The organism is Bacillus sp. LBG-1-113 (genome assembly GCF_020708615.1).
Lineage (GTDB): Bacteria > Bacillota > Bacilli > Bacillales > Bacillaceae > Bacillus > Bacillus mojavensis.
In genome coordinates this window covers 126,739-153,370 of record NZ_JAJFDG010000003.1, presented here as the reverse complement: position 1 = coordinate 153,370, position 26,632 = coordinate 126,739, and the positions used below count along the sequence as shown (strand labels likewise).

Here is a 26,632-nt window from a genome sequence, read left to right as displayed (position 1 = left end):
TTCTTCTTCCCTTCTATATAATCTCTGCAGGCTCTCCCACCTGCTTGATAAATCGTTTTGTCCGTTCATTTTTCGGATGGTCAAACAGTTCTTCAGGCGTTCCCTGCTCGATAATATGGCCGTCCGCCATAAAAATCACTTTATCTGCAACCTCTCTTGCAAATGCCATTTCGTGCGTGACGATGATCATTGTTGTTTGTTTTTCAGCAATCGATTTGATGACTTGAAGCACACCCGCCACAAGCTCCGGGTCAAGCGCCGAAGTCGGTTCATCCAGCAAAATCGCATGCGGATTGACCGCTAGTGCCCGCGCGATGCCGATTCGCTGCTGCTGGCCGCCGGACATTGTGATCGGGTAGCTGTCCGCTTTATGCTCTAAACCGACCTGCTTCAGAATCTCCATCCCAATGCGGTTCGCTTCATCGCGTGATTTTCTTTGAGCCGTGAGTAAAGCCTCCGTAATGTTTTGCAGGGCGGTTTTATTTTTGAACAGATTGTAATTTTGGAAGACCATGGCCGTTTGCTGACGGAGCTGGTATGCCTCCTTGCGTGTAAACTTTTCCGCGTTCAGCTTGGCTTCTCCTATTTCAATGATGCCTTGATTGGGACGCTCCAATAGATTCAAGCACCGAAGAAGCGTTGATTTTCCGGAACCGGACGGACCGATGATTGCCACCACTTCTCCGCGTTTGACTTCAAGGTCGATTCCGTCCAGCACGACCAGATCTTTAAACGCTTTGCGTATATTTTTTACTTTTATCAACTGATTTCACCTCTAAGTCCGGTATGGCTTGCTCATGGCGCGTTCAAACAAGTCCTGCAGGATGCTGTAAATGATTGTAAGAACCCAATAGACAATCGCAACCGCCAAATAGGTTTCAAAATACTTCAGATTTCCCGATGCATACATCTTACCTTGCGCAAACATCTCCATGACACCCAAAGTAAATGCCAATGAGGTTTCTTTTAGGAGGCCGATAAATGTATTACCCGTTGCCGGTATCGCATTTCTAACTGCCTGCGGAAGGATAATTCGTCTGTAGGCCTGCAGCTTCGTCATACCGACAGACAGGCACGCCTCCAGCTGACCTTCATCAACAGAGTTGAGGGCAGCACGGAAAATTTCTGCCAAATAGGCGGCGTTTTTTAAACTTAAACCGATAATGGCAGCTGTGAGAGCTGTCATCTTGCTCATCTCCGGAAACAGCTGCGGCAGCCCGTAATAAATTAAGAACAGCTGCACAAGTGTCGGCACGCCCCGGAAGAATGAGATATACAGCTTTGACAGCTGATGAAGCACTGGAATTTTATTCTTTGTAATGAGTGCGAGAATAAGTCCGCCGATAATCGCAAAAACCATGGCTGCTACAGCCATAAACAATGTAATCGGAAGGGCCTGAATTAAAGTCGGGAATGCTGAGATCATGAATTCCCAATCAATCGTATTCATTCTGGTGGTTCACCGCCGTTTCTTAATGCTTCTGTTCTACTGTAATATCTTCGTTAAAATATTTTTCTGAAAGCTTTTTAAGCGTTCCGTCTTTGCGCAGTTCATCGAGCGCTTTATTGACTTTTTTACGGGTCTTGTCGTGCGCGTCATCCTTGGCAAATGGGAATGCGACTTGTTCGTACACAATCGGATCTCCGGCAAGCTTCAATGGCAAGCCTGTTTTCTTAATTTGCGCGATCAGCACACTTCGGCTGTTTACGTAAGCGTCCACACGTCCGTATGCGACATCCTTCAGCGTGCCTTCCTGTGTCTCGTATGTTTTGATATTTATTTTTTTGTCAGGATCTTTGCTTTCAAGATTTTTCGCGTGATTTGAACCTAATACAGCAGCTACTGTCTTTCCTTTTAAATCGTCTGCTGATTTGATGTCATTGTTGTCTTTTTTGACGACAATCTGTGTTCCTGCATAAGAGTACGGTTCTGTGAAGTTGTACATGTCCTTTCGTTCATCTGTCACCGCTACCTGATTGGAAATGGTGTCAAGCTTGCCTGTTTGAAGCTCTCCCATCAGACCGCTGAATTCGAGCAGCTTCCAGTCCAGTTTCATGCCGATTTTCTTTGCAACAGCTTCCATTACTTCTACATCAAAACCTGTCAGCTTTCCGTCTTCTTTATAAGCGAACGGGTAGCTCTGACCGGTCGCACCCACATGAAGTACGTTGTCATCCTCTTTACTGCTGCTGTTCCCATTGCCGCAAGCTGATAGCACGGCTAATAACGCAGCAACTACCAGCACAGTCCATTTTCTCATTTTCATTTGATTTTCCCGCCTTTTATCTTTTATAGGTCATGTCGCAGTTGTTTTTTCATATAGACTGTCATATGTCCTTTGCCCAGATCCTGCTGGCCTGCTCGGACATATCCTTTTCTTTCGTACATCTCAATCAGCCACGGGTGCTTATCCGCTGTTCCAAGCGATACAAACGGAACCTTTAACGTATCACGCAGGATGGTCTGCTCCAGCCATTGAAGCAGTTTTGTCCCGACTCCCTTTTGTCCGGTTTCAGGATCAACAGCGAACCACCAGATATGAGGAACGCCATACGGTCCAGGCTGCTGTCCCCAAGGCATTCTTAAGGAGATGGTCGCAATGATCCGCCCGTCTTCTTCCATGACGTAACAGGCGTTTTTTCGGATATTGTTTAAGACCAGATCCAGATCGGCTTGGGCCGCGGCAAAACGAATGCCGAGCTTTCGAATCGGTTCATAGGCGCGCCTTGTCAGCTCGAGAAGCTGTTCGGCATCACGTTCAGTTGCCAGGCGATATTGCGTCTTCATCGAGCGTTCCTCCTTACCTCGCATAACGGTTTACCGGTTTTTCTAAACCGAAATGCTCTCTCAATGTTGTGCCTTCATATTCTTTTCTGAACACGCCGCGCTCCTGTAAAATCGGAACCACTTTGTCAACGAACAGTTCAATTCCTTCCGGAAGAAGCGGGGGCATGATATTAAATCCGTCACAAGCTTTATGGTCCACCCATTCCTGCATCTTGTCGGCAAGCTGTTCCGGCGTTCCGACAAAAATGTGATGGCCTCTGGAGCCTGCAACGTATTTGTAAAGCTCACGTATCGTCATATTGTCCCGTTCAGCCATCTCTTGAACAAGCTTAAATCGGCTCTTCACCGCGTTGGATGCATCCGCGTCAAGCTTTGGCAGCGGCCCGTCAAGCGGATAAGCAGACAAATCAATTCCGCCTAAATAATTCTGAAGGATTTGCAGACCGACAGATGGAATGATTAAATCCTGAAGCTCTTGATATTTAGCCCGCGCCTCTTCCTCAGTATCCGCGATGACCGGAAAAATGCCCGGCATGATCGCGATTTTTTCAGGATCGCGGCCAAACTCGGCTGCCTGCTTTTTAATTGATTCATAAAATTCCTGTGCTGATTCCAAATGGTTTTGTGCCGTGAAAATCACTTCAGCTGTTTTGGCAGCCAGCGCTTTCCCGTCCCCTGATGAACCCGCCTGAATCATGACAGGCTGGCCCTGCGGCGACCTTGAAACGTTCAGAGGCCCACGGACTGAGAAATAATCTCCTTTGTGGTTGAGCTCGTGCATTTTTTCTTTATGAAAGAATTCACCTGTTTCTTTATTGCGGATAAAGGCGTCCTCTTCCCATGAATCCCAGAGTCCCTTTACGACCTCGACAAATTCCTCTGCCCGCTGATAGCGCAAGTGGTGTTCGAGATGCTTTTCCCCGCTGAAATTCAGTGCCGTTGACTCAATGGATGAGGTCACGACATTCCATCCGGCACGGCCATTGGACAGGTGATCCAGTGACGCGAATTGTCTGGCAATGTGAAACGGCTCGCTATAAGTAGTGGAAGCTGTCGCAGTCAGGCCAATGCTTGATGTCACCTGCGCCAAAGCGGAGAGCAAAGTAAATGGCTCAAACCTTGTTAACACATTTGGATGCGATTTGCTGTCAATTGACAGGCTGTCTGCTAAAAACAGCATATCCAGCTTGCCCCGCTCTGCTGTTCTCGCCAGCTCTTTAAAATAATCCAAGTTCATGCTCGCATCCGCAGGCGCGTCCGGATGCCGCCAAGACGCAACATGATGGCCGGTTCCCGCAAGAAAAACTCCTAATTTGATTTGCTTCTTTTTGCTTGTCATGACGTTACTGCTCCTTTTATCATGTTTTAGGCTGAAAAGTTCGAAAAATAAACTCCTATATTCCTAGTTGTTTAATGTGAATAAATCAAAATGTACATTTGTATGGCGAGTTTGTCAATGAGTTGAGATCAATTTTTTCTATACAAGCTGAAGAGTTCCTTGCGTGAACATGATGGAATAACATTGGTTCATTCAACTAGTGCAACCTCCATATCGGCAAAGAAACTGAGTCTGATGAAGCAGCGACTCAGTTTCTATCCAAACATTTTATAGAAATGCAGTTTTTAACATTTCCTTTGCCTTTTCTTCTCTTTTGCAAACCGCCTAACGTAACTATCTAATAAAAAAACAGCTGACTCCGGATTCAAACCGGAATCAGCTGATTGAGTCAATTAATTAAGCTCATGAATACTCTCTTCTGCTTTAGCGGAAAACACTTTAGGCTCTAAGCAGTCAAGGTCTTCATGAAATAAATTTACTTTTTGGATTTGCCGATTGTCATAGTGGTGGAAATAATAGTTTCCAGTGTCATTGCACATCACGGAAGTATATTGCGTATAATCGATTTCATCTTCCTCCGTTATCACTGCGCCCTTGGGTATCGTCATATTCGCCAAAATTTGAAAAGCGGCTGTTACCCCTTTCGTTTCATCGGCCGCCGGCTCTAGATGTTCTTTCAAATAAACAGCTCTGACAAACCGGGAAGGCGGTGTATAATCCCCCGGAAGGCCCACAGTCCCAGAGCCTTGGCCAAAAGCGGACAGCGGTAATCCGCCCATCTCCTTGCTCTCTAATTGCTTCGGTCTGATTCCAATATATTGGCGCAAATTGGTCACATGCCATAAAAAGTCGGGGCTGTTCGTCATGACACCAGGTTGATTGTCATAGACTTTGAGGCCGTCTGCTCTCGGTTCTATCGTCAGGCTGCGTCCCGTCCGGTCTGACAATATCCAGTGAAGCGGTAAAACTGTATCCAATAGATCTAATTTTTTCTCTACAATCGTTAAAGATCGAATCTTTTCTTTCACGTCTTCCAAAGACTTACAGACTGACAGCGCCCATGTCACAAACTCATGCGGGGCAATGTTAACGGTGTCTTCCCGTATCGTTTTTTCGTACTCCGCATAGCCCGGAAAATAAAGTGCAGCACACGATAAACCGTTTTCATTAATGCCGTCTGCAAATAAAATATTCCCAAGTTTTCTCCCCATACCGATAAAAGCGTACTGTGTCTGATGGGCCTTTCCGTCAGCTTCACTACTCCAACTGTGACGGCGCGGATAGAGAATCACCTCTGTCCCCAGCTGAAATGCAAAATCCATTGTTCTTGCTAATACATGTTTACGGTCAGCAGTTTCCAATGTAAGACTTGTGCACATTTGATCAGTCCCCTTTTCAATTCAGATTAATATCATACATATTGTGAATGAATTGGTTTTATCAGCATAACGAAAGTCAAATCGATTCGTCAAAGAATTGACATTACATCTAATAAAACGAAAAAATCCAGCCTTTAGAAGGCTGGACTTTTTATTTAGCCAAAACAAGCTCGTGAATCGCATGTGCAACGCCATGTTCATTATTAGAGCGCGTTTGAAAGTTTGCGGCCTCAAGCACTTCCGGAATGGCGTTTGCCATGGCAACACCGCAGCCGGCCCATTCGATCATTGTCAGATCGTTGCCGTTGTCGCCTATGCTCATGACTTCAGCCTGCTCGATTCCGAGCAGATTCGCCAGCTGACGCACAGCATTTCCTTTGCTTGCTTCCGGATGCAGAATTTCGTAAAAGAAAGGCGCGCTTCTGACCATCGTATACTTTTCTCTCACGTCTTTCGGTATCGATGTAATGACGTGGCTTAAGTGCTCTGGTTTATCAATAAACATCACTTTCGGAATGAGAATGTCTTTAGGCATCTCCTCAATTTTGCGGTAATGAAGCGGCACCTGTGTCACGTACGACTCATATACGGTAAATTCGCTGATATCACGGTTAGGCGTATACAGGTTGGCTGAGTCGAAGAAGTGCATCGGTGTCTCCAGCTCTAAGCTCAGGTCATATAATGATGCCAAATCATCATATCCTAGAGACAATTCCGTCACCACTTCTTTTGTATGCGTATTTTGAACAAGCGCCCCATTATAGGCAATCACATAGTCGCCTTCCTCAATTAAATTGAGTTCATCTAAGTATCTCCGAACACCCCCGATAGGCCGTCCGGTGCAAAGGACAATTTTTACCCCTTCCGCTTTTGCGGCATGCAGCGCGTCACGGACCTCCGCCGTCACTTCATGATGATCATTTAAAAGTGTTCCGTCCATATCGATTGCTATTAATTTGTACATTCTGCATCTCCTTCGTGTCGTTTTCAGGCTATAGTCCCATCATATCGTTTTTTCTTTTTGATATTCAACCGCAAGAGATGATTTTCTCCTGTTTCTGTTTAGACGTCTGCCTTGTCTCCGAATCCGCGTGTGCGGCTTGCGTTTTCTTTCTGGACCCTTTTCGCCGGTTTCTGCTTGTTTCTGTTTCATCAGCAGGAAGCCGGCAGCTAAAAATGGAATACCCGTGATATTGAAGATGGCAAGCTTCACACCCGCCGCCGTCAAAAAATATGCCCAAGAAGATGAAGGATTCCGTCTGATCATCACATAAGCAGCTATTTCGAGAATAATCATGATCGCATGCAGCACTAAACAATACATAAGCAATGCAATCACAAAAAACAGAACATAATTCACCAATGCGCCCGAGTACATCATAGAACGCAGCATTTGCATAAATGATAACGACTGCATCGACCCGTTTATGACATTCGGGTTATAAATCGTATAGTCACTAAATAAATGCTTAATCTTGAGAAAAGCCCATAATACGAATATCCACTGAATGATATGTAAAATAAGACCTGTCACCACTAGACTTTCCGCTTTTTTATTTCTCATGTTTCTCCTCCTTGCCGGCCTTTGACTCGATTCTTGTCATCGTTTTTTCCTGGCCATTTTGCTCCCATATCAGCGTCCCGTCTTTCCCTCTTTTCAGTTTGCTTTTGATCGGATAATAGGAGCCAAGGTACTGGATCTCAATGGAGCCGTCAGTGCTTTGAGACATCACCTTGTATTCCATAAAGGGCAGCTGCACCTCTCCTCTCCCTTCAATCACCTCCGTCTCCAGCACCTTGTCTTTGGTAAATGTGACCGTTGCTGATTTCACGCCATCCATGGGACCGGGGATAATGCCCTCATCCCAAGTTCCGTAATAAAACGGCGTCTCGTCTTTTGGCTGCTGGCAGCCCGAAATGATGAGACATACAGCAGACAGGAACACAATAACAGGTCCTTTTCCGCTCAGCGTCATCACCGTCCTTTCTTACTTTTTTAGGCGAATGCCGTGGCACTGTGCCAATGACTACATAGATTATAAGGAATTCACCCACATTTCTTTTTAAGGAGATTGATTACATGAACCCTTATCAATATTACAGCCCGCAGCTCCCTCAGCAGGAACCTTACTATAGCCAATATGAATACAATCCATATCCGCAGCAGGATGTATACCAGCCATACCAGACGGACAGACAGCCGGCATTGGAAAGAAGAATCGCTGCGCTTGAACGGCAAAACGAACAGCAGACAAGAGAATTAACCCGTCTGTCGAATGAGGATCGCCGTCAAAACCGGGAAATTGCAAGGATGGCCGATCAGGTCAATCAGCTAAGCCAGGCTGTTGAACGCCATACACGCCGCTTAAACCGGCTCAATCAGCGCCTCCGCGCCGTAGAAAACAGATTAAATATCCCATTTACTGCGGGCGAAGGCGGTTTCTGAAGCAAGAAAAGAAAAAAGCGGAATACGATTCTCCAGATGTCGGAGTTTCGTTTTCCGCTATTCTTATGTGCAGGGCGGGACATTTACATAAAAAGGGTTTTTACAAGTATACAATTTTTGCCGATGTCATTCAAAGGATGAGGGGGTAAGGAAAATAATTGTAGTTCTCCTTTTGCCGAATTTCTTCTGGTTCAGGTTGCATGATAAGACCGACAAAGGTCAATTGAACACATGGAGGGATTATACATGCACAATCCGCAACACAGTCTGCAGCAGCTGAACCAATGCCGCCAGACAGCGCAGCAGCTTATTCAGCAAACACAGCAAAGCAGCAACCAATATCGTCAAATGCTTCATCAAGAGCAGCAAAACATTCAAATGCTGCAGCAGATCCTCAATCACGAACAACAAGCTGCACATACCATTCAGCAAGCGCTGCAAGGGCATGACGCAGCCATTCAAAAATGCCAGCAGGTTGTCAACATGTGCAACCAAATGCAGCAGGAACTCAATGGACAATCAAGTGTGATGAATACAAATGTATCTACACTTCCATTCGGTCAACAGACGCCATTTCAACAGCAGTCCTATCAGCAGTAACAGATAAAAGCGGCATAGATGTTCCCATGCCGCTTTCCTCTTTATTGTTTTAATTTTGATTGTACGGTTTTTGGCAAATCTTTATATTTCACTTCTTCCCAAGTCTCTACATATTTGCCTTTTGCACTGACTTTTACATACGCATTCTTCCGCAAATCTTTGCCGGCGTAAAACGTTACCTCGCTCTTTTCACCGGATTTGTTATAGCCGTCTAGTGTATATTCAGTACCGCCCGGGCTAAGGTGTTGGCCATTTCGATTAATCTGGACATACATATCCTGTCTGGAGATAAGCGGGTTGACCCTATCGGTAATCTCGTTATGAATGAAGAGAAAGCCGCAAATCGCTGCGACCGCCCCTGCAGCCACAATGCTTGAAATGATTTTTTTCATATTCATCATCCTTATTTCATCGCTAAAAAGCTTTTCATTTTTTTCAAGTAGCTGGACCGGACCATCAGGAAGAACAGCAGCTGAAAAGCCAAAAATCCTCCGATTGTCAGCAGCACTGGTTTGGTTACGTTGACAAAGCCGCCAGCTCTGATGGCAAAGGCCGTATGAAGAACAGCCATCGCAAACGGAAAGAAGAACAAGATCGCTAATTGAATGGTTACGCTTTGTGACATTTCTTCTTCACTAAATCCAATCTTCGCTAGTGAACGGTAGCGCTTCTGATCTTCCTCTAAATCTGTATACAAGCGGAAGTACAAAAAGCTTCCGGCCGCGGTAAAGAAGACAATGGCAATGAAGAGCCCGATAAATAAGCTTAAGCTTGGCAGCTGCACTGTAAGATAGTGCGTGGTGGCCTTCGCATCAAATTGAAAGTGAACGTCAGAATAATCACCATACAGGTTATTGGCAAGTGATTGGCTGATGCTTAAACTGTCTTTCCAATTTTTATATTTATAACCGAATAGCTTCGTGCTTTCTCCCAGCTGATGAAGTTCTTTGTAGGTCGTTTCATTTACGACAAGAACACTGTTTACAGAAATCAGCGGTTTTTTTGTTTCCTTCACTTTGAGCATCTGATTTGTCAGCTCATTTTTCTTGTTCAGCAGATCTAATTGTTGCGGAAATTCAGTTTTATCCTTGATTTCATAGGTGCTTGGGAAATAGATGCTTTCCCCGTTTTTCAGATTGTTCAGGCTGATACTGAAGTGCTTTTGAAAGGTTTTCTGATCCATTAAGATCACAGGCGGCGCTTCATCACCCCGCTTATAGCGCACGTATGAAACCGGCATATCGTAGCGTGTAAATGAGAAATGGTTTTGTTTCAGCTCATGTTCAATCTCTTGCAGATGCTGTTTTTCTTTCTGATTGCCTTCATAAGATAAGTACTCCATTTCATAGGCTGAATCCATTGCCCCGACAGTTGACTTGTAAACAGCCAGAACACCCGTGGCTGTGAAAGCAACCGCCGAAATAATACTCACAATAAAAAACAGGCGGGCATTATCCTTTAAGCGATAGACTAAATCAGAAATCCAAATGACATTTTTCCCGCGTAAATAAAAGCCCTTCCACTTTTTCACAGCCCGCAATACCCAAATGCTGGTTTGGCTGAAGAAAAAATACGTTCCGATAATGGTTAAGATTAAAATGAGAAGAGGCATATATGTGTGAACATAGCCTTTTACAACCAAGCCGTAGCCCATCACAAGGCATGCGACGCCGAAAATTGACAGAAGGATAGACGGCTTCGGCTCAGGTTTTATGTTTTCTGCGCCTTTTATCAGCAAAATAACGGTTTTGGATTTAATAAAAAAAAGCGTAAATTGCGATATAAGAAAAAATAAGAGCATAAATCCGCAAATCGTGATCCCCAACGCCTTCCAAGGCATATACAGCGGCAAAGCGTCCATTTCTAAAATATAGGCGCCGATTGTAAAAAACGTTTTTGAAAAAATCAGTCCGCCGATGATCCCGGCAACAATTGAAAAGGCGCCGATCAACATGTTTTCAGCTGTCACCAGTACGCGCAGCTGGACAGGTGTAATTCCTTGAATCAGCAGAATCCCAAACTCTTTATTTCTGGATTTCAAAAAGGCGTTGACGGAATAGAGAACAAATAAAATCGAAAAGATAAAAATCAACCACTCCGCTGCCATTAATCCTTTCTTTGCAATGTTATTTAAGTATCCTTCCTTAAGAGCAGGATGAAAAATAAACATCGCGAAGGTAAAAAAGATCAATACGGAAAAAGCACTGCTCAAGAAGAACGCCAGATACGACCTTTTGTTTCGTGTAACATTTTTATAAGCGAACTGAAGAAAGGTCATTTGCGTTTCCCCCCAGCATAGAAAGTACATCCAGGATTTGTTCATAAAACACCTGGCGGTTATCTCCGCGGTAAATTTCATTAAACAGCGTTCCGTCTTTAATAAAAATCACGCGCTGGCAGTAGCTTGCAGCCACAGGATCATGGGTGACCATTAATGCTGTAATCTGATCGTTCTGGTTCAGGCTTTGCATCGTTTCCATGACATCCTTGGAAGCTTTGGAATCAAGATTCCCCGTCGGTTCATCTGCCAAAATAAGAGAAGGTTTATGAATCACCGCTCTCGCAATGGCCGCCCGCTGGCGCTGTCCGCCTGAAACCTCAAATGGACGCTTTTGTAAAAGATTCTCTATTCCAAGCTTTTCAGCGATGGCATGCAGCTTCTTTTCCATCACAGAAGGAGATTCTTTTTCAAGTGTTAACGGCAGCATGATATTCTCGCCAACCGTCAGGGTATCAAGCAGGTTAAAGTCCTGAAACACGAAACCAAGCTGTTTGCGTCTGAACTGTGCCAGCCTCGTTCTTTTCAGATTGTGAGGGTTGTCACCTTTGATCAGGACGTCTCCGGAATCGGGACGATCTATGGTTGAAATGATATTTAAAAGCGTTGTTTTCCCGGAACCCGACGGCCCCATCACCGCTGTGAACTCCCCTTCTTCTACAGAAAAAGAAATTTGTTTTAACGCCTGGTGGGACACTTGTCCTTTATAGGTTTTATTTATATGTTTGACCTCGAGCATATTCGCCATGAGAATCCTCCTTATCGTTATTCTTCATCATAAATTGGCTTATCATGTGTGCGGCGGACGTACCTCATAAAAAAATCCCCCCTGATAAGCAGTTCGTAAACAAATCTTATCAAGAGGGATGTCCCGTGCGCTATGCGGTTTTCTTAATGCCTCCTTACACTTTTGTAAGAAACAAAAATTGTACCGCTGTGCCTTTTCCCGGAGCAGAGCTGATCTCTACTTCATGATTCAGTTTTTCTGTGATTTCTTTCACCAGATGAAGGCCTATGCCGGTTGACTCCTGGAAACGCCGGCCGTTTTCGCCTGTGTAATAGGGATCAAACACACGCTTGATATCCTGCGAGGGAATCCCCACACCATAATCTCTTACTTCTAACACGGTTTTACCCTCACGCTGAAAAATTGTCAGCTCAATCCGGTCACTCATGCCCGCAGAATATTTCACCGCGTTTGTCACGACCTGACCAATCGCGAATTTCAGCCATTTTGGGTCTGTATAAATCATATCGTCAGTGAGAAAATTGGTTTTCGGATATACACGATGCTCAATAAAAAAACGTTTATAGCTCTGAATAACAGTTTGGAGAATATCAGATAAAGAAACCGCTTCTATTTTGAAATCTCGCTCAAACAGGTCGAGCCTTGAGGAATACAGCAATGTTTCCAGCCCATATTCAATCTGCCGGATTTCTCTTTTGATTTGCCCAAAAATGGGCTCGTCCTCTTCCTGAATGATTAAATTAATAACAGAAAGCGGCGTTTTCACTTGGTGCACCCACTGGTTCATATAGGTCACTCTTGCTTCCAGCTTCGCTTCTGTTTCATGAAGCTTCTGATTGTGAAGGCGGTTCAGTTCCATTTGTTTTTCATAAAGCTCAGAACAAAACAGAGAAGAACCCAAATCAGGCACTTCCGCATCCTCCTGATGAGAGCTGAGCCACTGATAAACGCCGCGGTGTTGATACCAGCGATAGATCAAATACCCAGCTAACAACAGCAGCTGCACGCCGAGTATATAGAATAAATGAGACAGGGAACGCTGGCCCGCAAACCAATAGTATGTAAAAACAAAAATGCCTTGAATCAGGAAAAGCAATATCAAGAGTACATGAGTCCGTAAAAACAGCTTCATGACAGCGGCCTCAACTGATATCCTTCACCGCGGACAGATTCAATTGAAATGGGCACCTTAAGGTCACGCAGCTTTTTGCGCAAACGGGTGATATATACATTCAGGGTATTGTCGTCGACAAACAGATCAGTGTCCCACGTTTTTTCCATTAACCGGTCTCGCCCCGTTACCTTTTCTCCCCGTTCCAGCAGCACCTCAAGAAGCTTGCTTTCTTTCTTGGACAGCTCGCTTTTTTCGTCTTGATAACGCAATTCAAACCGCTCAACATACAGCTGTACACCTTCGAATTCCACGATTCTTTCTCCCTGCTTCACCGCATATTCTCCGTACGCCCTGCGAATCTGGCTTTTGATTTTCGCCAGCACAATATCATAAGAAAACGGCTTTTCAATATAATCGTCTCCGCCGTTTTCAATCGCCATCACTTGATCCATCTCTCCGCTTCGGGCAGAAATGAAAATGATCGGGCTGGTGGAATGCTGGCGGATCTGCCGGCACCAATAATATCCGTCATACGCCGGTAAATTGATATCAAGCAGGACCACGTCAGGCTTTTCCCGCAAGAACACATCTAAAACGGATGTGAAATCAGTGGTAACCACCGTATCATAACCGTACTTCTCCAAATAATTTTGCAATAATGACCGAATGTCTTCGCTATCTTCCACAATCATGATTTTATTCATGCAATCCATCCTCCAAAAGGATCCGGCCGTTTCAGAGCCATCATTTTTTGATGCCCCCATCATAATGCTTTCATCGGTTCTGCGCAACAAGAGAAAGCGGGCTTTCATAAAAGACCCGCTTCTTACTGCTCTTTGCGAATATGTATATCCTGAATAGACTGTTTCGGCGCATGAAACCTGCTCTCGGCTTCACTTCTTGCCTCAGCAAAGGTCCGTGCCTCCACATTGTCTTTGTAGACATCCAGCTGAATCAGATACAGCGGGCGCACTTTAAAACCGTGAATAATCGCCACAGCCCACAACGGGAGCACAATAAGCAATCCGGGCGGATCAGGCAGCACGAAAGCAAACGCAAATACGAAAAAATAAATGATTCCGTACATGATCCACTTTTTATTTCTAACCTTGATGCCAATAAATAAAAAGGCAAAAAAACTGGTAATGGCAAAAGGCATAAAAATAAACAGCATCCACCAGCTATGAAGCCATTCCCATACGGCACCTCTTTTTGTGATTTCCATATTTACCTCCTCCTATTTACCTATAATAATCGATTAAGAATACCGCGTCACTTGTATAACAAAAACTTTCTCCTTTTAAAATAGTGATAGACGGGGCACAGGTTTCTTGCTATATTATTAATTGATAATGATAATCATTACTAATGGATCAAAATACATATTGGGGGGTTCTTGATGAAAAAGAACACATTGCTCGTGGGCATGCTGGTGCTGCTTCTCGTATTTGTCAGTGCTTGCAGCGGCACAGCTTCGAAAGGAAGCCCAGATGATTCAGCTTCCGAAAAGACAGAAATGAGAACATACAAATCAACAAAAGGGAATGTCAACATTCCTGCACATCCAAAACGCATCGTCACTGATTTTTATGCTGGGGAATTGCTGTCTGTCGGGGCAAATGTGGTCGGCTCGGGCTCATGGTCATTTGATAATCCATTTTTAAAATCAAAGCTCAAAGATGTAAAGGATGTCGGTGATCCGATCAGCGTTGAGAAAGTCATGGAGCTTCAGCCTGACTTAATTGTTGTCATGAATGAAGAGAATGTCGATAAATTAAAGAAAATCGCTCCAACCGTTGTCGTTCCTTATAACACCGCGAAAAACGTCGAAGATACCGTTGCAATGTTCGGAGATATTGCGGGCGCCAAGGATAAAGCAAAAGCATTTATGGCTGACTTTAACAAAAAAGCGGAAGCAGCCAAAAAGAAAATTGCCGGCGTCATCGACCAAGATGCGACCTTCGGCATTTATGAAAACACAGACAAAGGCAAATTCTGGGTCTTCAATGACAATGGCGGACGCGGCGGCCAAGCTGTATACAACGCGCTTGGGTTAAAAGCGCCTGAAAAAATTGAACAAGATGTCATCAAAAAAGGCGAGATGAAACAGCTCTCTCAAGAGGTCATTCCCGAGTATGCCGCAGATTATATGTTCATTACGGACTACAATCCGAAAGGCGAAAGCAAAACACTCGACAAGCTGAAGGAATCCTCCATTTGGAAAAACCTAGACGCTGTGAAACATAACCGTGTGTTTATGAATGATTTTGACACCTTCTATCCGTACGACCCGATTTCCGTCAGCAAACAGGTTGATTTGATTGCTGATATGCTGGTAAAGCGTGAAAAAGAGAATCAGAAATAAAGCCCATATATAAAAGCACTCACCTCGTTGTGAGTGCTTTTTCTTCAGCTTACCTGCTGTCTCGCTGCTTTTCCCGCTGAGCCAAACTCTTTCATTTTGCTTTTTACCGTTTCTTTTACGGCTTCGATGCCAGGCGTCATATAAGCGCGGGGTTCATATAAATCCTGGTTCTCTTGAAACATAACGCGTGTTTCTTCTGTCCACGCCATCATACATTCCGTATTGATGTTAATTTTCGCATGGCCGAGCTGAATGGTTCTTGCAATTTGGTCAGCAGGTATCCCCGACGCCCCGTGTAGAACTAGCGGAATGTTCGTGGTCTTAGAGATCTCCTCCATCTCCTTGAACCCCAGCTTAGGCTCTCCTTGATACTTTCCGTGGACTGATCCAAGCGCAGCTGCCAGCGCATCAATATTTGTTTCTTTAACGAGACGTTCACATTCATGAAGGTCAGCATATTTCACGCCGCCCACAAGTCCGTCTTCCATGCCGCCCACTGTTCCGACTTCGGCTTCCACTGAGACACCGTGAAGGCGGGCATAATTCGCAACCTCTTTCGTCATCGCAATATTTTCGTTTATCAGCGAATGTGACCCGTCAATCATCACTGAGCTAAATCCCGCGTCAATCGCTTGTTTGCAGCGCTCCACACTGCTTCCATGATCAAGGTGAAGCACAACGGGAACGGTGATTGATAATTCTTCAATCAGCGCATTGACCATCGCGGCTACGGTTTTAAATCCACCTAAGTAGTCGATTAACCGATCCGATGCCGCCGCGATTACAGGTGACTGTTCTTCCTCTGCCGCCTGTAAAATCGCCTTCGTCCACTGCAAACCGTTGATATTAAACTGGCCGATCGCGTATTGCTCCCGCTTTGCATCTTCAAGAAGCTCTTTCATCGATACAAAAGCCATGTCCACCCCTCCTTTATCCATTACATGTTGAAGTATTTTGATACGACATCAACCGTTGTTTTTTTCGCTGTTTGAATGGCTTCCTCAGCACTCAGCTTATAGTATTCAGGCCGGAAGAGCTCAACCGATACAACATCAGAGAAGCCGATTTCCTTCAGAGCCGATAAGTGGGCATCTAAGTCAATCGCCCCGTGGCCCGGCCATACACGATCCTCATCTGTTAAAAACCCGATTGGAAAATCTTCTGTATCATCGATATGGTAGATGAAAATTTTCTTTCCGTCCGCTTGCTTTAAGCTTTCGATATTAGAACCCATGGCGTGGAAGTGGAAACTGTCAAGGACAAGCCCGACATTGTCACGCTCGACAGTGTTTACGATGTCGTACGCTTGTTCAAACGTATTGACTGTACATTGCGGGTGGCCGACAAATTCAAGCGCAATTTTTACGCCATACGGCTCTGCGATATCTGAAAGCTCAGTCAGTACCTCTACACTGCTCTTTTTGATTTCTTCTTTTACAATCTTCTGCTCAGTCACAAGCGGTACGGCTACGACATATTTCACACCGAGGGTTTTGCAGGTTTCCATCATGTCTTTAAATTCAGCGATGATCTCATTGTGGCCTTTTTCATCACGGTTGTTGAAGAACACGAGTGCGTTTAAGGCCAGCGGTTTGATGTGATGGGTTTGAAAGTATTCCGCAAGATCGGCCAATGAATGGTCTTTTAAGTACTCCGGCAGCTTATCCATTGTGCGGATTTCAATATAATCATAGCCATGCTTTTCACATAGCTCTACATCCTGTTTAAGATTTGAGTTTTCCAATGTTGTTGCTTCGTTAAAACAAAGTTTCATGCCAGACTCCTCCATCTGCAATTTTAGATATGAAGGGAGTTCGGCAGGAAGGCTGTTCGCCATATCCCGCCGAACTCCATGCTCAGCTTATGCCAGACCTAATTCTTCTTTCATTTTTTTAAGCATAAATCGGCTTGATTCATCCGCTCTTTCATCGACCCAAGCAAAAACGGCATTCGTCGCAATTCCGTCGAACTTCATCTCTCTCAGCTTTCTGAAAATCGTCTCAAAATCAACCTCACCCTGACCAATGTCCAAATGCTGATGAACCGTTACTTTCGCGTCAGGCGGATTGACGATGTAGCGGAGGCCATGAGCTGCCTTATGATTAAAGGTATCCGCAAATAAAACATGTGTGAGGCGGTCGCCGGCTTCGTCAAACATGGTCTCAATGTCGCCTTTGCCGTCATCATAGAAGAACGTATGGGCAGTCGAGTAGACAAGATTGATCCAATCCTTGTCAAGCGCGCGGATCATATCCATCGCACCTTTGTGCGTTTCGATAAAATCGTATGGATGGGCTTGAAGATTGAGTTTAATGCCCTCTTTTTCAAAGACGGGCAGAAGCTCATCCATGGATTTGATGAATTTTTCTTCACTTGTTAAAGGATCATATTTTGAACCGCTGAATTCACTGTTCATCAAATCCACTTCAAGCTCAACCGCAATTTCGATCGCTCTTTTCCAGTTGCGTACCGCAGCCTGGCGGCGGTCTTCTTCAGGACCCGCCCAGTGGTAAAGCGGAAGGAGTGATGAAAGCTTAACACCTGTATCCCTTAAAAGCCGCTTTAATTGTTTGATTTTTGCTGAATCGACTTTCGGATATTTATAGAAAGGGCAAAAATCCTCACGCGGCGACAGTTCAATATATTCATAGCCAAGCTCCGCCGTTTTATAGACCATTTCCTCCAACGTTAAATCATCTCGATACATTGATGGATCTAATGCTAATTTCATATTATCATTCCTCTTTTTTTAGTTTTCTACTGTTGTAAATGATAAATAGAATTCCGGTTTTTCCTTCAAATCAACCTTTTCTTTTTGTCCAGATTCCTGGGCTTTTACACACGCGTCAGTTGTAACGGCAGCAATATAGCCGTCCCATGCCGTCGGTCCGCTGACTTCGCCTTTTTTCTGGATCGAATCAATGAAGTCTTGGATTTCCACATCGTACGCATCCACAAAGCGTCTCTGCCAATCCATCAGAATGTTTGTGCTGAATTTCCCTTCTTTTCTCATGCTGATGCTTGATGGTTCAGGAAGCTTGATGATGCCGTCTTCTCCAACAATCTCACATTGAATGTCATAGCCGTATTTACAGTTCACAAAGATTTCAGCATTAATGACGATACCGCCTTTTGTTTCAATGACTACGATTTGCGGATCTTTTAAGTGCGGCAGGGCGTTTTTCGATTTTTTCGGATAGATGACTTGAACGGACTCGTAGTCATCATTGACGAGCCAGTGCAGCACATCAATTTCATGAACGAGCGTATCAACAACTGCCATATCAGTCGTATAATTTTCAGCTACAGTCGGGTTGCGGTGCGCGCAGTGAATCATCAGCGGCTCGCCGATCACATTGTTGTCGAGCGCTTCCTTCAGCTGTACGTAACCGCTGTCATAACGGCGCATAAAGCCGACTTGAACGAGGCGTTTCCCCACTTTCATTTCTTCTTCGACGATGCGCATACATCCATCAGCAGTTGTCGCAAGCGGTTTTTCACAGAATACATATTTCTGGGCTTTAATGGCTTTCAAAACACTCGATTCATGCGCAGGCCCCCAGCTTGTCACTAGGACAGCATCTACATTTTCAGCTGCCAGAAGGCTGTCATCATCAGGATATACTGCTGCATTTAATTGGTAGTGCTCGACGACGTTCTGTGCGGCTTCTTGATTCACATCTGTTACAGCCACAATTTCTGCGCCGGACAGTTTGTTTGTGATGCGGTTAATGTGTTCTTTTCCGATTGCTCCAGTTCCAATAACACCAATACGTAAACTCATTGACAGCCACTCCTTCTGTTGGTTACATCATTTTGCTTTCTTTGCCTTGCTTTACGTGATTGTAAGGCGATCCGTAGAGTTCCTCTTGAATTTGTTCAAGTGACTTGCCAGACGTATTCGGCGCGAAGAGAAGCCCGATGATCATACTGGCCGTCACACATCCGAGGAGAATTGCAGCCATCGTTCCAATGCCGAAATTGGTCATAATCATTGGGACAAACAGACTCCAAATCCCTATTGAAATACGGACGAGGAAAAACATCAGTCCTTGTGCAGAAGCACGATATTGCGTAGGAAAGATTTCACTGGCCCATAACTGATAGTTCGCTTGCTGTCCGGCTCCGTTATTGATGCCGATCACGACAATAAACAGGAGCAGAACCGGCAGGCCTTCAACCGGCAGCAGAAACAGTGACCAGCCGATCACTGCCATAAAAGCTGCGATTCCAAAAACACGTTTTCTATATTGATCTGCAAAAGGCATGAAGATCAAGGCGACCCCCAGTCCGGTAAAGATAAACAGTCCCATTTGCAAAAGATTTGCCATATTGGCAGATACCCCGCCGACCTGCTGGTAAATGTATGGCATAAAAAAGCCCATCACCCCGGCGGCTAAATTCCAAACCAGGTACACACCCATCAAAAACAGGATGCTTTTTAGATACATAGGCTTGAGCAAATCAAAATACGATGTTTTGTTTAATACAGCCGGCTTCTCTGTTTGTGTGTCTGCGGGCTGATTTTTCTGCTGCCATGCATCTGACTCAGGAAGTCTGATTCTGAGGACGTACGTAATCAGCGCAATAACCAGCAGGTGGGCAAACACGATTTTATTTCCCAAGAGACCTAAGTCACCGACCAATACGGAGAGAAGCAGCACAACGACTGCCCCCGCTGCCCAAGCGACCTGTGCGACTCCGCAATGGCGGGCCCGGTTTTTCTTAGGCGCGTTTTCCGCGATAATGGTCCACGATGCGGTGATATCAGCGCCAACCGATAGCCCGATAATCATGTAACCGCTTAACAACATGGGGAAATTGACTCCAAACAGGACTAAACAAATCCCCAGCGCGTAAACGAGCATGCTGTTGGTGTAAACAGCTTTCCGCCCAACTCTATCCGCCAGAAATCCGCCGAGCAAAGCGCCGACAGCGGCAGAAATGGCGTTTGCACTCAACGCGCCGAGCAGACCGATTTGAGTATCTGACAGTTTCAGGTAACTGACCCATAACGATAAACCAGCAGATCCAGCCACAATCGAACCGGCATCAATATAGTTGGCCAATGCTGCCGCGATGGTCCGTTTATTGAGGGCCGAATCTGCAATGGTATTGCCCATATATTCACTCCCCCTCTAGTTATTTCGCCACACCTAACAATTGCTTATCAATGTAGTTTCTGGCGATCAATGCGTACTCCAGCGGGTTTGCGATATCGGGATTCTGTTCAGCCTCAACAACAATCCACCCGGAATAATTGTGCTTTAACAGCAGCTGATACACTTCTTTAAAATCAATGCATCCGTCACCGGGAACCGTAAACATGCCTTGTAAAAACGATTGCTGAAACGATTTCCCTTCGATTTTGCATTGTTCCATGACATTCAGACGGGCGTCCTTAAAATGCACGTGTTTAATGCGATCAATATGCTTTTCCAGCATGCCCATGTAATTGCCGTCAGAAATATATGAATGGCCTGTATCATAGAGGAGATGCACATGTGCAGGGTCTGTTCCCTCCATCAGGCGGTCCACTTCTTCCGCTGTTTGGATACCGGTACCGAGGTGGTGGTGATATACCAGCTTTAAGCCATGCTGAGCGGCAATTTTCCCAAGATGATTTAATCCTTCACAAAGCCGTTGCCATTCCTCATCAGTAAAATGCGGCTTCTCTGTAAACACGTTTTTCTCAAGGCTTTGCACGCTGTAGGTTTGTTCAGAGACAACTGCGACATCCGCATTCACTTGCTGCAAATACTCACAATGCAGGGTAAAAGCCTTCGCGGCTTCACCGAGTCCGTCACGCAAAATGAAGCTGCTGAACCATTTTCCGGCAATGCGCAAATTGCGAAGCTTAAGCTCTTTGTTGAGGATGGCAGGCTCGGGGAAAAAGCCCCCGACTTCCGTCCCTTGAAAACGTGCGACGACAATATCACTTAACAAATGCTGAAGTGTATTTCCCGCTCCAATTTCAGGCATATCATCATTCCGCCACCCAATGGGAGCGATCCCCCACAGGATTTCATGTTTGCCCATCATGTTGCCTCCCCTCTAATACTGCTTAGCAGATTCGAGCATTTTCTCTTTTGCTTCGTATGCTTTTTGAACGCTTTCTTGTTCAGATACTTCAGCCACTCCGACATGCCACCAGCTGTCATAGCCGTCCGTCATTGTTTTTGGCAGCACTTTCATTTCAATCAACGTTGATACGTCTTGTTTCTTCGCATCCTCTAACGCCGCTTTTAACTCTTCCACTGTGTTAGCACGGTACGTTTTCGCACCGTAACCCTCAGCGACTTTCGCGTAATCGACATTCAAGATTCGATTGTCATCTGTGCGGAACTCACAGTAGTAGCTGCCGCTTCCGTGGTCCATTTGCAGGTTGTTGATACATCCAAAACCAGAGTTGTCAAAAAGCAGTACATTGATTTTCTTGTTATACTGAATCGCCGTAATCAGCTCGGAGTGAAGCATCAGGAAGCTGCCGTCCCCGACAATGGAATACACTTCTCTATCAGGGTGGGCTAATTTAAGCCCCAGTGTCCCGGACACTTCATAGCCCATGCAGGAGTATCCGTACTCCAGGTGATACGTATTCGGAACATTAGAATGCCACAGACGCTGCAAATCTCCTGGGAGTGAGCCTGCCGAACAGATAATGACGCTGTCTTCAGGAATCGTCTCGTTGATCGTCAGCAATGCCGTTGTTTGCGGAAGCTCCGTATTCAACGCGTCAGCATATTCATTTAGAACCTCTTGAGAGAAATGATGTTTGATTTCCGGATCAAATGCTTCCCGTTTAAACGTCACTTTGCTGAGGCGTTCACGTTCAGCGAGCCATTCGTCCTTCAGCTCCTTGATTGTTGAACCGAATTCACTCTTATAGCCTTCAAGCAAGCCTTGCAGTTTGCCAAGCGTCACTTTCGCATCCGCTACCACTTGGAACGCATCGAGTTTATACGCCTGCATTCGGCTGACATTAATGTTCAGAAACTTCGCTTTATCAAAATCAAAAGCGGTCTTAGAGGATGTCGCAAAATCCGTATATCTTGTGCCGATACCGATAATCAAATCAGCTTGGCGGGCCGCTTTATTTGCCGCAAGTGTACCTGTGATGCCCATTCCGCCGAGGTTGTTCGGAAAATCAGCTTCAACTGTCGATTTTCCTGCCTGCGTTTCAACTAACGGAATGTCATATGCTTCAGAAATGGCAACCAATTCATCGCGCGCACCGGAGTATTTTGCGCCTCCGCCGACGAGGATCACAGGATTTTTACTGGCTTTAATCAGCTCCGCCGCACCTTGAAGCTCGCGCTCGCTCGGCTGCATACGATCAATATAGTGAACCCGTTTGACGAAGAAACTCTCATCGAAATCGTACGCTTCACCTTCGACATCCTGAGAAATGCAAATGGTTGCCGGGCCTGCTTTGGCCGGATCAGTCATGACTTCAAAAGCGCGAAGCAAGCTGCTCATCAGCTGCTCAGGGCGTGTAACGCGATCCCAGTATCTCGATACAGGTTTCAATGCATCGTTTGTCGTAACCGCCGCACTGTATTCTTGCTCCATTTGCTGCAGTACAGGATCTGGCTGTCTTGTCGCAAATGTATCTGCCGGAATCAAGAGAACAGGAATGTTGTTTGCTAATGCCGTGCCGGCTGCCGCCACTAAGTTGGCCGCTCCCGGTCCGACAGATGTTGAGACCGCATAAATTTTTCTTCTCAGCATTTGCTTGCTGTACGCCATTGCGGCATGCGCCATTCCTTGTTCATTTTTCCCTTGGTACACTTTTAAATGGCCTGCATCCTGCTCAAGCGCCTGCCCAATCCCTAATACATTTCCATGGCCAAAAATCGTGAAAATCCCTTCAACAAAAGGCTCTTCTTTTCCATCAACATGGATGTACTGCTGGTTTAAGAATTTAATCAGTGCTTGTGCTGTTGTTAAGCGAATTTTCTTACCCACAAACGATCCCACCTTTACTCGATCTTTTTCAATTATGACTGTGCTTCAATAAGCTGTACGATTTCTTCCGCTGTCGGCATGGCTTCCGATGAGCTGTGCTTGCTGACAACAATGGAGGCTGACGCGCTGCCGTATTTCAATGCGGTTTCAATGTCTTTTCCGCTGACAAGCCCGTAGATAAAGGCCGAAGCATACGAATCACCGGCCCCAAAGGTTTTCAGCACGTTTGTTTTGTACGCTTGGGCGCGGAAGACTTCGCCCGATTTGCTGTATGCGTAAGAGCCCTCTACGCCGTGCTTGATGACGACGAGATCGGCTGAATGCTCAAATAAAGAATTGACAGACTCTTCATTGCTGCCGCCTGTGCGATTTTCCATAACATCGAATTCATCCCGTGTTCCGATGACGATATCGGACTGCTCAGCGACCAAAGAATAGTAAACCGCTGTTTCATCCGCTGACTGCCAAGTGTATGGACGATAATCCAGTTCGAATACGACTTTTACCTGATGCTTTTTTGCATATTGAATGGCTTTTATCACCGCTTCCCGAGACGGGCTTTTGGCGAGCGCTGTACCGGAAACGAGCAGCATTTTCGCATTGGCGATATAGTCCTCGTTTACCTCCGATGGCTCAAGATAAAGATCCGCCACGTCATCGCGGTACATTAAGATGCTGCATTCTTCCGGACTCAGAATCTCCGTAAATGCCAGACCGGCTTTATGCCCTTCCTTATCAACGATCATTTGCGTTGTGTCTACGCCGGTGTTTCTCATATAGGACTCTATGAACCTGCCATGCTGGTCATCTGGAATTTTGCCGATAAAGCCCGCTTTTAAGCCGAGCTTTGAGCTGCCAATCGCGATATTCGCAGGTGAACCGCCGACGTATTTCGAAAATGTCATTGTTTCTTCCATTGGGCGGTTGTATTCAACCGCGTTCAGGTCAATACACGCCCGACCGATGGCAACAATATCAAATTCCTTCTCTTCATTGAATGTATACTTCATCGTAAACAGCCACTCCTCACTTGTTAGCGTTCTAAAATCCACTCATGAGCCGAATCATTATGAAACTTCCACTTTCGCGTCGGCCCTGCCATGACATTTAAATAGTAGGAAGTATATCCGTCCGGCACACCAACCGGATGATATCCCGCAGGAACAATGACAACGTTTTCATTTTCTACAGTCATTGTCTCGTCAATGGAGCGGTCGTCAGTGTATACGCGCTGAAATACAAAGCCTTGGACCGGATCTAATTCATGGTAGTAGGTTTCTTCCAAGAAGGATTCCTCAGGCAGGTTGTCTTGATCGTGTTTATGAGGCGGGTAGCTGGACCAGTTTCCGCTGTCTGTATACACCTCAACCACTAAAAGGCTGTTAGCTGAAGGGTCTGAATCCGGAAGAATGTTGTGAACGGTCCGTTTGTTCGAAAACTTTCCGCGATGTTCAATCCCGTTGTCTTCCGCCTTGATCAACTTTGTCGGAAGCTGCTTTTCTGATTGCGAATAGCAAAGCGCCACTCTCGCATCACTCTCTGCCGTAATCTGAAAGGCACGGTCATTGGAGATATAGACGCTGTCTGTCGGTTTTCTCTCAAATACGCTTTCACGCGTACCGATATGTTCAAACGTAGATTCATGATCCGTCACTGTGATTTTTCCCGTCACTGCCACAATGCAGATTTCTTGTTTTTTCAATTCTTCTGTATAGTTTGAACCGGATGCGAGTTCTAACACTTTAAACTCTACATAGGTAAGATCTGAGTTTGATTTCGTTACTTCATGCACAAGTTTGACGCCTTTTGATACTTCATTCGACTGCGGCTTACGCAACAAATGACTCATGGTTAAGCCCTCCTCTTTCTATGGTAAGAATGAGTCCGAACAGCGCAGAGACACGCCGTTCGGCTGTTCGTCGTTTAGTTGAAATCAGGTGCCGGGTATCTTGCTGTCACTACTTTTTTACGCGTGTAGAAGTCAACGCTGTCCTTACCGTTCGCGTGCAGCGTTCCGAAGAATGAAGACTTCCAGCCGGAGAATGGGAAGAACGCCATCGGTGCCGGCACACCCAGGTTGATGCCGAGCATTCCCGCATCAATGTTTTCACGGAAGTAGCGGATGGCATTTGAGTTCGATGTGAACAAGCAGGCGCCGTTTGCAAACTCAGACTTGTTGGCAATCTCAATGGCTTCTTTCAGGTTTTTCACGCGGATGACGGATAAGACCGGAGCGAAAATTTCATCTTTCCAGATCGTCATCTCTGTCGTGACGTTATCGAAGATTGTCGGGCCGACAAAGTAGCCGTCGTCAGATACGTTTTCACGTCCGTCACAAACGAGTCTCGCGCCTTCTTCCAGCCCTTTTTCAATATAGCTGAGCGTGCGTTTCTTGTTGTCCTCGCGAATGACCGGTCCTAAGAACACGCCGTCATCAAGGCCGTTTCCGATTTTAATCTCAGCCACTTTTTCCTGCAGCTTCGCCATGAATTCATCAGCGATACCTTCTTCAACTGTCACAACCGCACAAGCCATGCAGCGTTCTCCAGCTGAACCGAAGGCTGCTCCGATGATGTTTGTGACCGTGTCTTCGAGATTCGCATCATTCAGGACAATCGTGTGGTTTTTCGCGCCTGTCAGAGATTGAACACGTTTTAAGTTTTCGCTGCCTTTTTTGTAGACGTATTCGCCAACAGGCTTAGAGCCAACAAATGAAATCGCTTTAATTTCAGGATGCTCCAGAATGCCGTTTACCACATCATGTGCACCATATACGACGTTGAAAACACCTTTAGGAAGACCCGCTTTTTCGAAGAGCTCAACCAATTTCTCCGTTAACAGCGGCGTACGCTCAGACGGTTTTAAAATAAATGTGTTGCCGAGTGCAATGGCCATTGGGAACATCCAGCAAGGAACCATCATCGGGAAGTTAAATGGTGCGATTCCGCCGACAACTCCAATTGGGTAGCGATAGTTGGCCGCTTCAACATCCGTCGCAATAGATGCAAGTGAGTCTCCCATCATCAGAGAAGGCGCGCCTGCCGCGAACTCAACGTTTTCAATCCCTCGTCCCACTTCTCCCAGAGCTTCTTTTGTGTTTTTGCCGTTTTCGATGGTGATTAGATGAGCAAGTTCTTCTTTATGCTGAGACAGCAGCTGCTGGAAGTTAAATAGAATTCTCGCACGGCGCGGAACCGCCACTTTCGACCATGTTTTAAATGCCTCAGCCGCTGTTTGAGCCGCGTAATCAATGTCTTCTTTTGTAGAAATCGGCACTTGGCACAGCACTTCTTTCGTCGCCGGATTGATAACGTCTTCATATTGATCTGTTTTGCTTTCAACCCATTCACCGTTGATATAGTTTTTTAATTTTCTGATTTCTGACATTCTTATTGCCTCCTTCATTAGTAAACACATACACTTGTATGGATGGTTCAGGATAGATTCATATGATAAGAATTAAACGCTTTCAAAAAAACCAAAAAAAATCAATGGTTAGATACATGTGTTATGCATGCAAGCAACCATTTCATCACTGAAATCACACATGTCAGGTTACTTCTTGGTCATTTCTTGGTTATATTCTAATCGTATAATACCCATAAGT

28 protein-coding genes are annotated in these 26,632 nt (G+C 45.4%); 3 read left to right on the top strand and 25 right to left on the bottom strand.

Annotation, left to right across the window (positions count from 1 at the left end):
- Window positions 1–13: 13 nt before the first annotated feature.
- From LJF29_RS10420 to LJF29_RS10380, 9 genes are all read right to left on the bottom strand, one after another.
- Entirely contained in the window at window positions 14–763 is a 750-nt protein-coding gene (locus LJF29_RS10420) for an amino acid ABC transporter ATP-binding protein (RefSeq protein WP_229148365.1), read from the bottom strand.
- 12 nt (window positions 764–775) lie between these two features.
- On the bottom strand, window positions 776–1,450 hold the full coding sequence (locus LJF29_RS10415) for an amino acid ABC transporter permease (RefSeq protein WP_010332503.1): 675 nt from the start codon (window positions 1,448–1,450) through the stop codon (window positions 776–778).
- A gap of 22 nt (window positions 1,451–1,472) precedes the next feature.
- The gene (locus LJF29_RS10410; RefSeq protein ID WP_229148364.1) at window positions 1,473–2,267 is read right to left on the bottom strand and encodes an amino acid ABC transporter substrate-binding protein; all 795 of its coding nucleotides are present in this window, start codon (window positions 2,265–2,267) and stop codon (window positions 1,473–1,475) included.
- Between the two features lie 23 nt (window positions 2,268–2,290).
- A complete protein-coding gene (locus LJF29_RS10405) occupies window positions 2,291–2,788 on the bottom strand; it encodes a GNAT family N-acetyltransferase (RefSeq protein WP_168749196.1) in 498 nt (165 codons plus the stop codon).
- 13 nt (window positions 2,789–2,801) lie between these two features.
- Window positions 2,802–4,127: an LLM class flavin-dependent oxidoreductase gene (locus LJF29_RS10400; RefSeq protein ID WP_229148363.1), complete on the bottom strand. Its 1,326-nt coding sequence runs from the start codon at window positions 4,125–4,127 to the stop codon at window positions 2,802–2,804.
- A 392-nt stretch (window positions 4,128–4,519) separates the two neighbouring features.
- The gene (yxeI, locus tag LJF29_RS10395; protein WP_229148362.1) at window positions 4,520–5,506 is read right to left on the bottom strand and encodes a penicillin V amidase; all 987 of its coding nucleotides are present in this window, start codon (window positions 5,504–5,506) and stop codon (window positions 4,520–4,522) included.
- A gap of 151 nt (window positions 5,507–5,657) precedes the next feature.
- Window positions 5,658–6,470, bottom strand: a complete 813-nt coding sequence (yidA, locus tag LJF29_RS10390; RefSeq protein ID WP_010332508.1) for a sugar-phosphatase — start codon at window positions 6,468–6,470, stop codon at window positions 5,658–5,660.
- A gap of 39 nt (window positions 6,471–6,509) precedes the next feature.
- A complete protein-coding gene (locus LJF29_RS10385; RefSeq protein ID WP_229148361.1) occupies window positions 6,510–7,070 on the bottom strand; it encodes a hypothetical protein in 561 nt (186 codons plus the stop codon).
- A complete protein-coding gene (locus tag LJF29_RS10380) occupies window positions 7,060–7,482 on the bottom strand; it encodes a DUF3255 family protein (RefSeq protein WP_229148360.1) in 423 nt (140 codons plus the stop codon). Before LJF29_RS10380 ends, LJF29_RS10385 begins: the two co-directional genes overlap by 11 nt.
- 104 nt (window positions 7,483–7,586) lie before the next feature.
- Here LJF29_RS10380 and cotNE point away from each other — a divergent pair, with 104 nt between their 5' ends.
- Both cotNE and LJF29_RS10370 read left to right on the top strand, forming a co-directional pair.
- The gene (cotNE, locus tag LJF29_RS10375) at window positions 7,587–7,952 is read left to right on the top strand and encodes an inner spore coat protein CotNE (protein ID WP_229148359.1); all 366 of its coding nucleotides are present in this window, start codon (window positions 7,587–7,589) and stop codon (window positions 7,950–7,952) included.
- Between the two features lie 246 nt (window positions 7,953–8,198).
- The gene (locus LJF29_RS10370) at window positions 8,199–8,552 is read left to right on the top strand and encodes a hypothetical protein (RefSeq protein WP_229148358.1); all 354 of its coding nucleotides are present in this window, start codon (window positions 8,199–8,201) and stop codon (window positions 8,550–8,552) included.
- Window positions 8,553–8,593: 41 nt separating this feature from the next.
- Here the strand turns inward: LJF29_RS10370 and LJF29_RS10365 are convergent, their stop codons facing one another.
- The 6 genes from LJF29_RS10365 to LJF29_RS10340 all read right to left on the bottom strand — a co-directional run bounded on the left by LJF29_RS10365 (window position 8,594) and on the right by LJF29_RS10340 (window position 13,917).
- Window positions 8,594–8,944, bottom strand: coding sequence for a YxeA family protein (locus tag LJF29_RS10365; RefSeq protein ID WP_229148357.1), 351 nt, complete (start codon window positions 8,942–8,944; stop codon window positions 8,594–8,596).
- 11 nt (window positions 8,945–8,955) lie between these two features.
- On the bottom strand, window positions 8,956–10,830 hold the full coding sequence (locus LJF29_RS10360) for an FtsX-like permease family protein (RefSeq protein ID WP_229148356.1): 1,875 nt from the start codon (window positions 10,828–10,830) through the stop codon (window positions 8,956–8,958).
- Window positions 10,805–11,578 carry an ABC transporter ATP-binding protein gene (locus tag LJF29_RS10355; RefSeq protein WP_229148355.1) on the bottom strand — a complete coding sequence of 258 codons (774 nt, stop codon included), beginning with the start codon at window positions 11,576–11,578 and terminating at the stop codon, window positions 10,805–10,807. The genes LJF29_RS10360 and LJF29_RS10355 overlap by 26 nt, the downstream gene beginning before the upstream one ends.
- Window positions 11,579–11,732: 154 nt before the next feature.
- On the bottom strand, window positions 11,733–12,710 hold the full coding sequence (locus LJF29_RS10350; protein WP_229148351.1) for a sensor histidine kinase: 978 nt from the start codon (window positions 12,708–12,710) through the stop codon (window positions 11,733–11,735).
- Entirely contained in the window at window positions 12,707–13,396 is a 690-nt protein-coding gene (locus tag LJF29_RS10345; protein ID WP_229148349.1) for a response regulator transcription factor, read from the bottom strand. Before LJF29_RS10345 ends, LJF29_RS10350 begins: the two co-directional genes overlap by 4 nt.
- A gap of 122 nt (window positions 13,397–13,518) precedes the next feature.
- Window positions 13,519–13,917 carry a hypothetical protein gene (locus tag LJF29_RS10340; RefSeq protein ID WP_229148347.1) on the bottom strand — a complete coding sequence of 133 codons (399 nt, stop codon included), beginning with the start codon at window positions 13,915–13,917 and terminating at the stop codon, window positions 13,519–13,521.
- A 174-nt stretch (window positions 13,918–14,091) separates the two neighbouring features.
- On the opposite strand from LJF29_RS10340, the gene LJF29_RS10335 reads away from it, so the two are divergent.
- The gene (locus LJF29_RS10335; protein WP_229148346.1) at window positions 14,092–15,057 is read left to right on the top strand and encodes an iron-hydroxamate ABC transporter substrate-binding protein; all 966 of its coding nucleotides are present in this window, start codon (window positions 14,092–14,094) and stop codon (window positions 15,055–15,057) included.
- A 44-nt stretch (window positions 15,058–15,101) separates the two neighbouring features.
- Here the strand turns inward: LJF29_RS10335 and fba are convergent, their stop codons facing one another.
- From fba to iolA, 10 genes are all read right to left on the bottom strand, one after another.
- Window positions 15,102–15,974 (bottom strand): class II fructose-1,6-bisphosphate aldolase, encoded by an 873-nt coding sequence (gene fba, locus LJF29_RS10330; protein WP_229148342.1) that lies wholly within the window; start codon window positions 15,972–15,974, stop codon window positions 15,102–15,104.
- A gap of 20 nt (window positions 15,975–15,994) precedes the next feature.
- The gene (gene iolI, locus LJF29_RS10325; protein WP_229148341.1) at window positions 15,995–16,831 is read right to left on the bottom strand and encodes a 2-keto-myo-inositol isomerase; all 837 of its coding nucleotides are present in this window, start codon (window positions 16,829–16,831) and stop codon (window positions 15,995–15,997) included.
- 87 nt (window positions 16,832–16,918) lie between these two features.
- Window positions 16,919–17,788 (bottom strand): sugar phosphate isomerase/epimerase family protein, encoded by an 870-nt coding sequence (locus LJF29_RS10320; RefSeq protein ID WP_229148338.1) that lies wholly within the window; start codon window positions 17,786–17,788, stop codon window positions 16,919–16,921.
- An 18-nt stretch (window positions 17,789–17,806) separates the two neighbouring features.
- Window positions 17,807–18,841: a bifunctional inositol 2-dehydrogenase/D-chiro-inositol 1-dehydrogenase gene (gene iolG, locus LJF29_RS10315; RefSeq protein WP_229148336.1), complete on the bottom strand. Its 1,035-nt coding sequence runs from the start codon at window positions 18,839–18,841 to the stop codon at window positions 17,807–17,809.
- A 22-nt stretch (window positions 18,842–18,863) separates the two neighbouring features.
- The gene (gene iolF / locus LJF29_RS10310) at window positions 18,864–20,180 is read right to left on the bottom strand and encodes a myo-inositol transporter IolF (protein ID WP_010332524.1); all 1,317 of its coding nucleotides are present in this window, start codon (window positions 20,178–20,180) and stop codon (window positions 18,864–18,866) included.
- 19 nt (window positions 20,181–20,199) lie between these two features.
- Window positions 20,200–21,096: a myo-inosose-2 dehydratase gene (iolE, locus tag LJF29_RS10305; protein ID WP_229148334.1), complete on the bottom strand. Its 897-nt coding sequence runs from the start codon at window positions 21,094–21,096 to the stop codon at window positions 20,200–20,202.
- 15 nt (window positions 21,097–21,111) lie between these two features.
- Complete coding sequence (gene iolD, locus LJF29_RS10300) at window positions 21,112–23,025, bottom strand: 3D-(3,5/4)-trihydroxycyclohexane-1,2-dione acylhydrolase (decyclizing) (RefSeq protein WP_229148329.1); 1,914 nt, start codon at window positions 23,023–23,025, stop codon at window positions 21,112–21,114.
- Between the two features lie 32 nt (window positions 23,026–23,057).
- Window positions 23,058–24,035: a 5-dehydro-2-deoxygluconokinase gene (gene iolC, locus LJF29_RS10295; RefSeq protein WP_229148327.1), complete on the bottom strand. Its 978-nt coding sequence runs from the start codon at window positions 24,033–24,035 to the stop codon at window positions 23,058–23,060.
- Window positions 24,036–24,058: 23 nt separating this feature from the next.
- On the bottom strand, window positions 24,059–24,874 hold the full coding sequence (gene iolB, locus LJF29_RS10290; RefSeq protein ID WP_229148325.1) for a 5-deoxy-glucuronate isomerase: 816 nt from the start codon (window positions 24,872–24,874) through the stop codon (window positions 24,059–24,061).
- Window positions 24,875–24,948: 74 nt separating this feature from the next.
- Complete coding sequence (gene iolA / locus LJF29_RS10285; protein ID WP_229148324.1) at window positions 24,949–26,412, bottom strand: methylmalonate-semialdehyde dehydrogenase; 1,464 nt, start codon at window positions 26,410–26,412, stop codon at window positions 24,949–24,951.
- Window positions 26,413–26,632: the final 220 nt, after the last annotated feature.

Bases quoted from the DNA above. Each gene is read 5' to 3' on its own strand.
- LJF29_RS10415 (WP_010332503.1), bottom strand. From the start codon at position 1,450: ATGAATACGATTGATTGGGAATTCATGATCTCAGCATTCCCGACTTTA.
- LJF29_RS10410 (WP_229148364.1), bottom strand. From the start codon at position 2,267: ATGAAAATGAGAAAATGGACTGTGCTGGTAGTTGCTGCGTTATTAGCC.
- LJF29_RS10405 (WP_168749196.1), bottom strand. From the start codon at position 2,788: ATGAAGACGCAATATCGCCTGGCAACTGAACGTGATGCCGAACAGCTT.
- LJF29_RS10400 (WP_229148363.1), bottom strand. From the start codon at position 4,127: ATGACAAGCAAAAAGAAGCAAATCAAATTAGGAGTTTTTCTTGCGGGA.
- yxeI (WP_229148362.1), bottom strand. From the start codon at position 5,506: ATGTGCACAAGTCTTACATTGGAAACTGCTGACCGTAAACATGTATTA.
- yidA (WP_010332508.1), bottom strand. From the start codon at position 6,470: ATGTACAAATTAATAGCAATCGATATGGACGGAACACTTTTAAATGAT.
- LJF29_RS10385 (WP_229148361.1), bottom strand. From the start codon at position 7,070: ATGAGAAATAAAAAAGCGGAAAGTCTAGTGGTGACAGGTCTTATTTTA.
- LJF29_RS10380 (WP_229148360.1), bottom strand. From the start codon at position 7,482: ATGACGCTGAGCGGAAAAGGACCTGTTATTGTGTTCCTGTCTGCTGTA.
- cotNE (WP_229148359.1), top strand. From the start codon at position 7,587: ATGAACCCTTATCAATATTACAGCCCGCAGCTCCCTCAGCAGGAACCT.
- LJF29_RS10370 (WP_229148358.1), top strand. From the start codon at position 8,199: ATGCACAATCCGCAACACAGTCTGCAGCAGCTGAACCAATGCCGCCAG.
- LJF29_RS10365 (WP_229148357.1), bottom strand. From the start codon at position 8,944: ATGAAAAAAATCATTTCAAGCATTGTGGCTGCAGGGGCGGTCGCAGCG.
- LJF29_RS10360 (WP_229148356.1), bottom strand. From the start codon at position 10,830: ATGACCTTTCTTCAGTTCGCTTATAAAAATGTTACACGAAACAAAAGG.
- LJF29_RS10355 (WP_229148355.1), bottom strand. From the start codon at position 11,578: ATGGCGAATATGCTCGAGGTCAAACATATAAATAAAACCTATAAAGGA.
- LJF29_RS10350 (WP_229148351.1), bottom strand. From the start codon at position 12,710: ATGAAGCTGTTTTTACGGACTCATGTACTCTTGATATTGCTTTTCCTG.
- LJF29_RS10345 (WP_229148349.1), bottom strand. From the start codon at position 13,396: ATGAATAAAATCATGATTGTGGAAGATAGCGAAGACATTCGGTCATTA.
- LJF29_RS10340 (WP_229148347.1), bottom strand. From the start codon at position 13,917: ATGGAAATCACAAAAAGAGGTGCCGTATGGGAATGGCTTCATAGCTGG.
- LJF29_RS10335 (WP_229148346.1), top strand. From the start codon at position 14,092: ATGAAAAAGAACACATTGCTCGTGGGCATGCTGGTGCTGCTTCTCGTA.
- fba (WP_229148342.1), bottom strand. From the start codon at position 15,974: ATGGCTTTTGTATCGATGAAAGAGCTTCTTGAAGATGCAAAGCGGGAG.
- iolI (WP_229148341.1), bottom strand. From the start codon at position 16,831: ATGAAACTTTGTTTTAACGAAGCAACAACATTGGAAAACTCAAATCTT.
- LJF29_RS10320 (WP_229148338.1), bottom strand. From the start codon at position 17,788: ATGAAATTAGCATTAGATCCATCAATGTATCGAGATGATTTAACGTTG.
- iolG (WP_229148336.1), bottom strand. From the start codon at position 18,841: ATGAGTTTACGTATTGGTGTTATTGGAACTGGAGCAATCGGAAAAGAA.
- iolF (WP_010332524.1), bottom strand. From the start codon at position 20,180: ATGGGCAATACCATTGCAGATTCGGCCCTCAATAAACGGACCATCGCG.
- iolE (WP_229148334.1), bottom strand. From the start codon at position 21,096: ATGGGCAAACATGAAATCCTGTGGGGGATCGCTCCCATTGGGTGGCGG.
- iolC (WP_229148327.1), bottom strand. From the start codon at position 24,035: ATGAAGTATACATTCAATGAAGAGAAGGAATTTGATATTGTTGCCATC.
- iolB (WP_229148325.1), bottom strand. From the start codon at position 24,874: ATGAGTCATTTGTTGCGTAAGCCGCAGTCGAATGAAGTATCAAAAGGC.
- iolA (WP_229148324.1), bottom strand. From the start codon at position 26,412: ATGTCAGAAATCAGAAAATTAAAAAACTATATCAACGGTGAATGGGTT.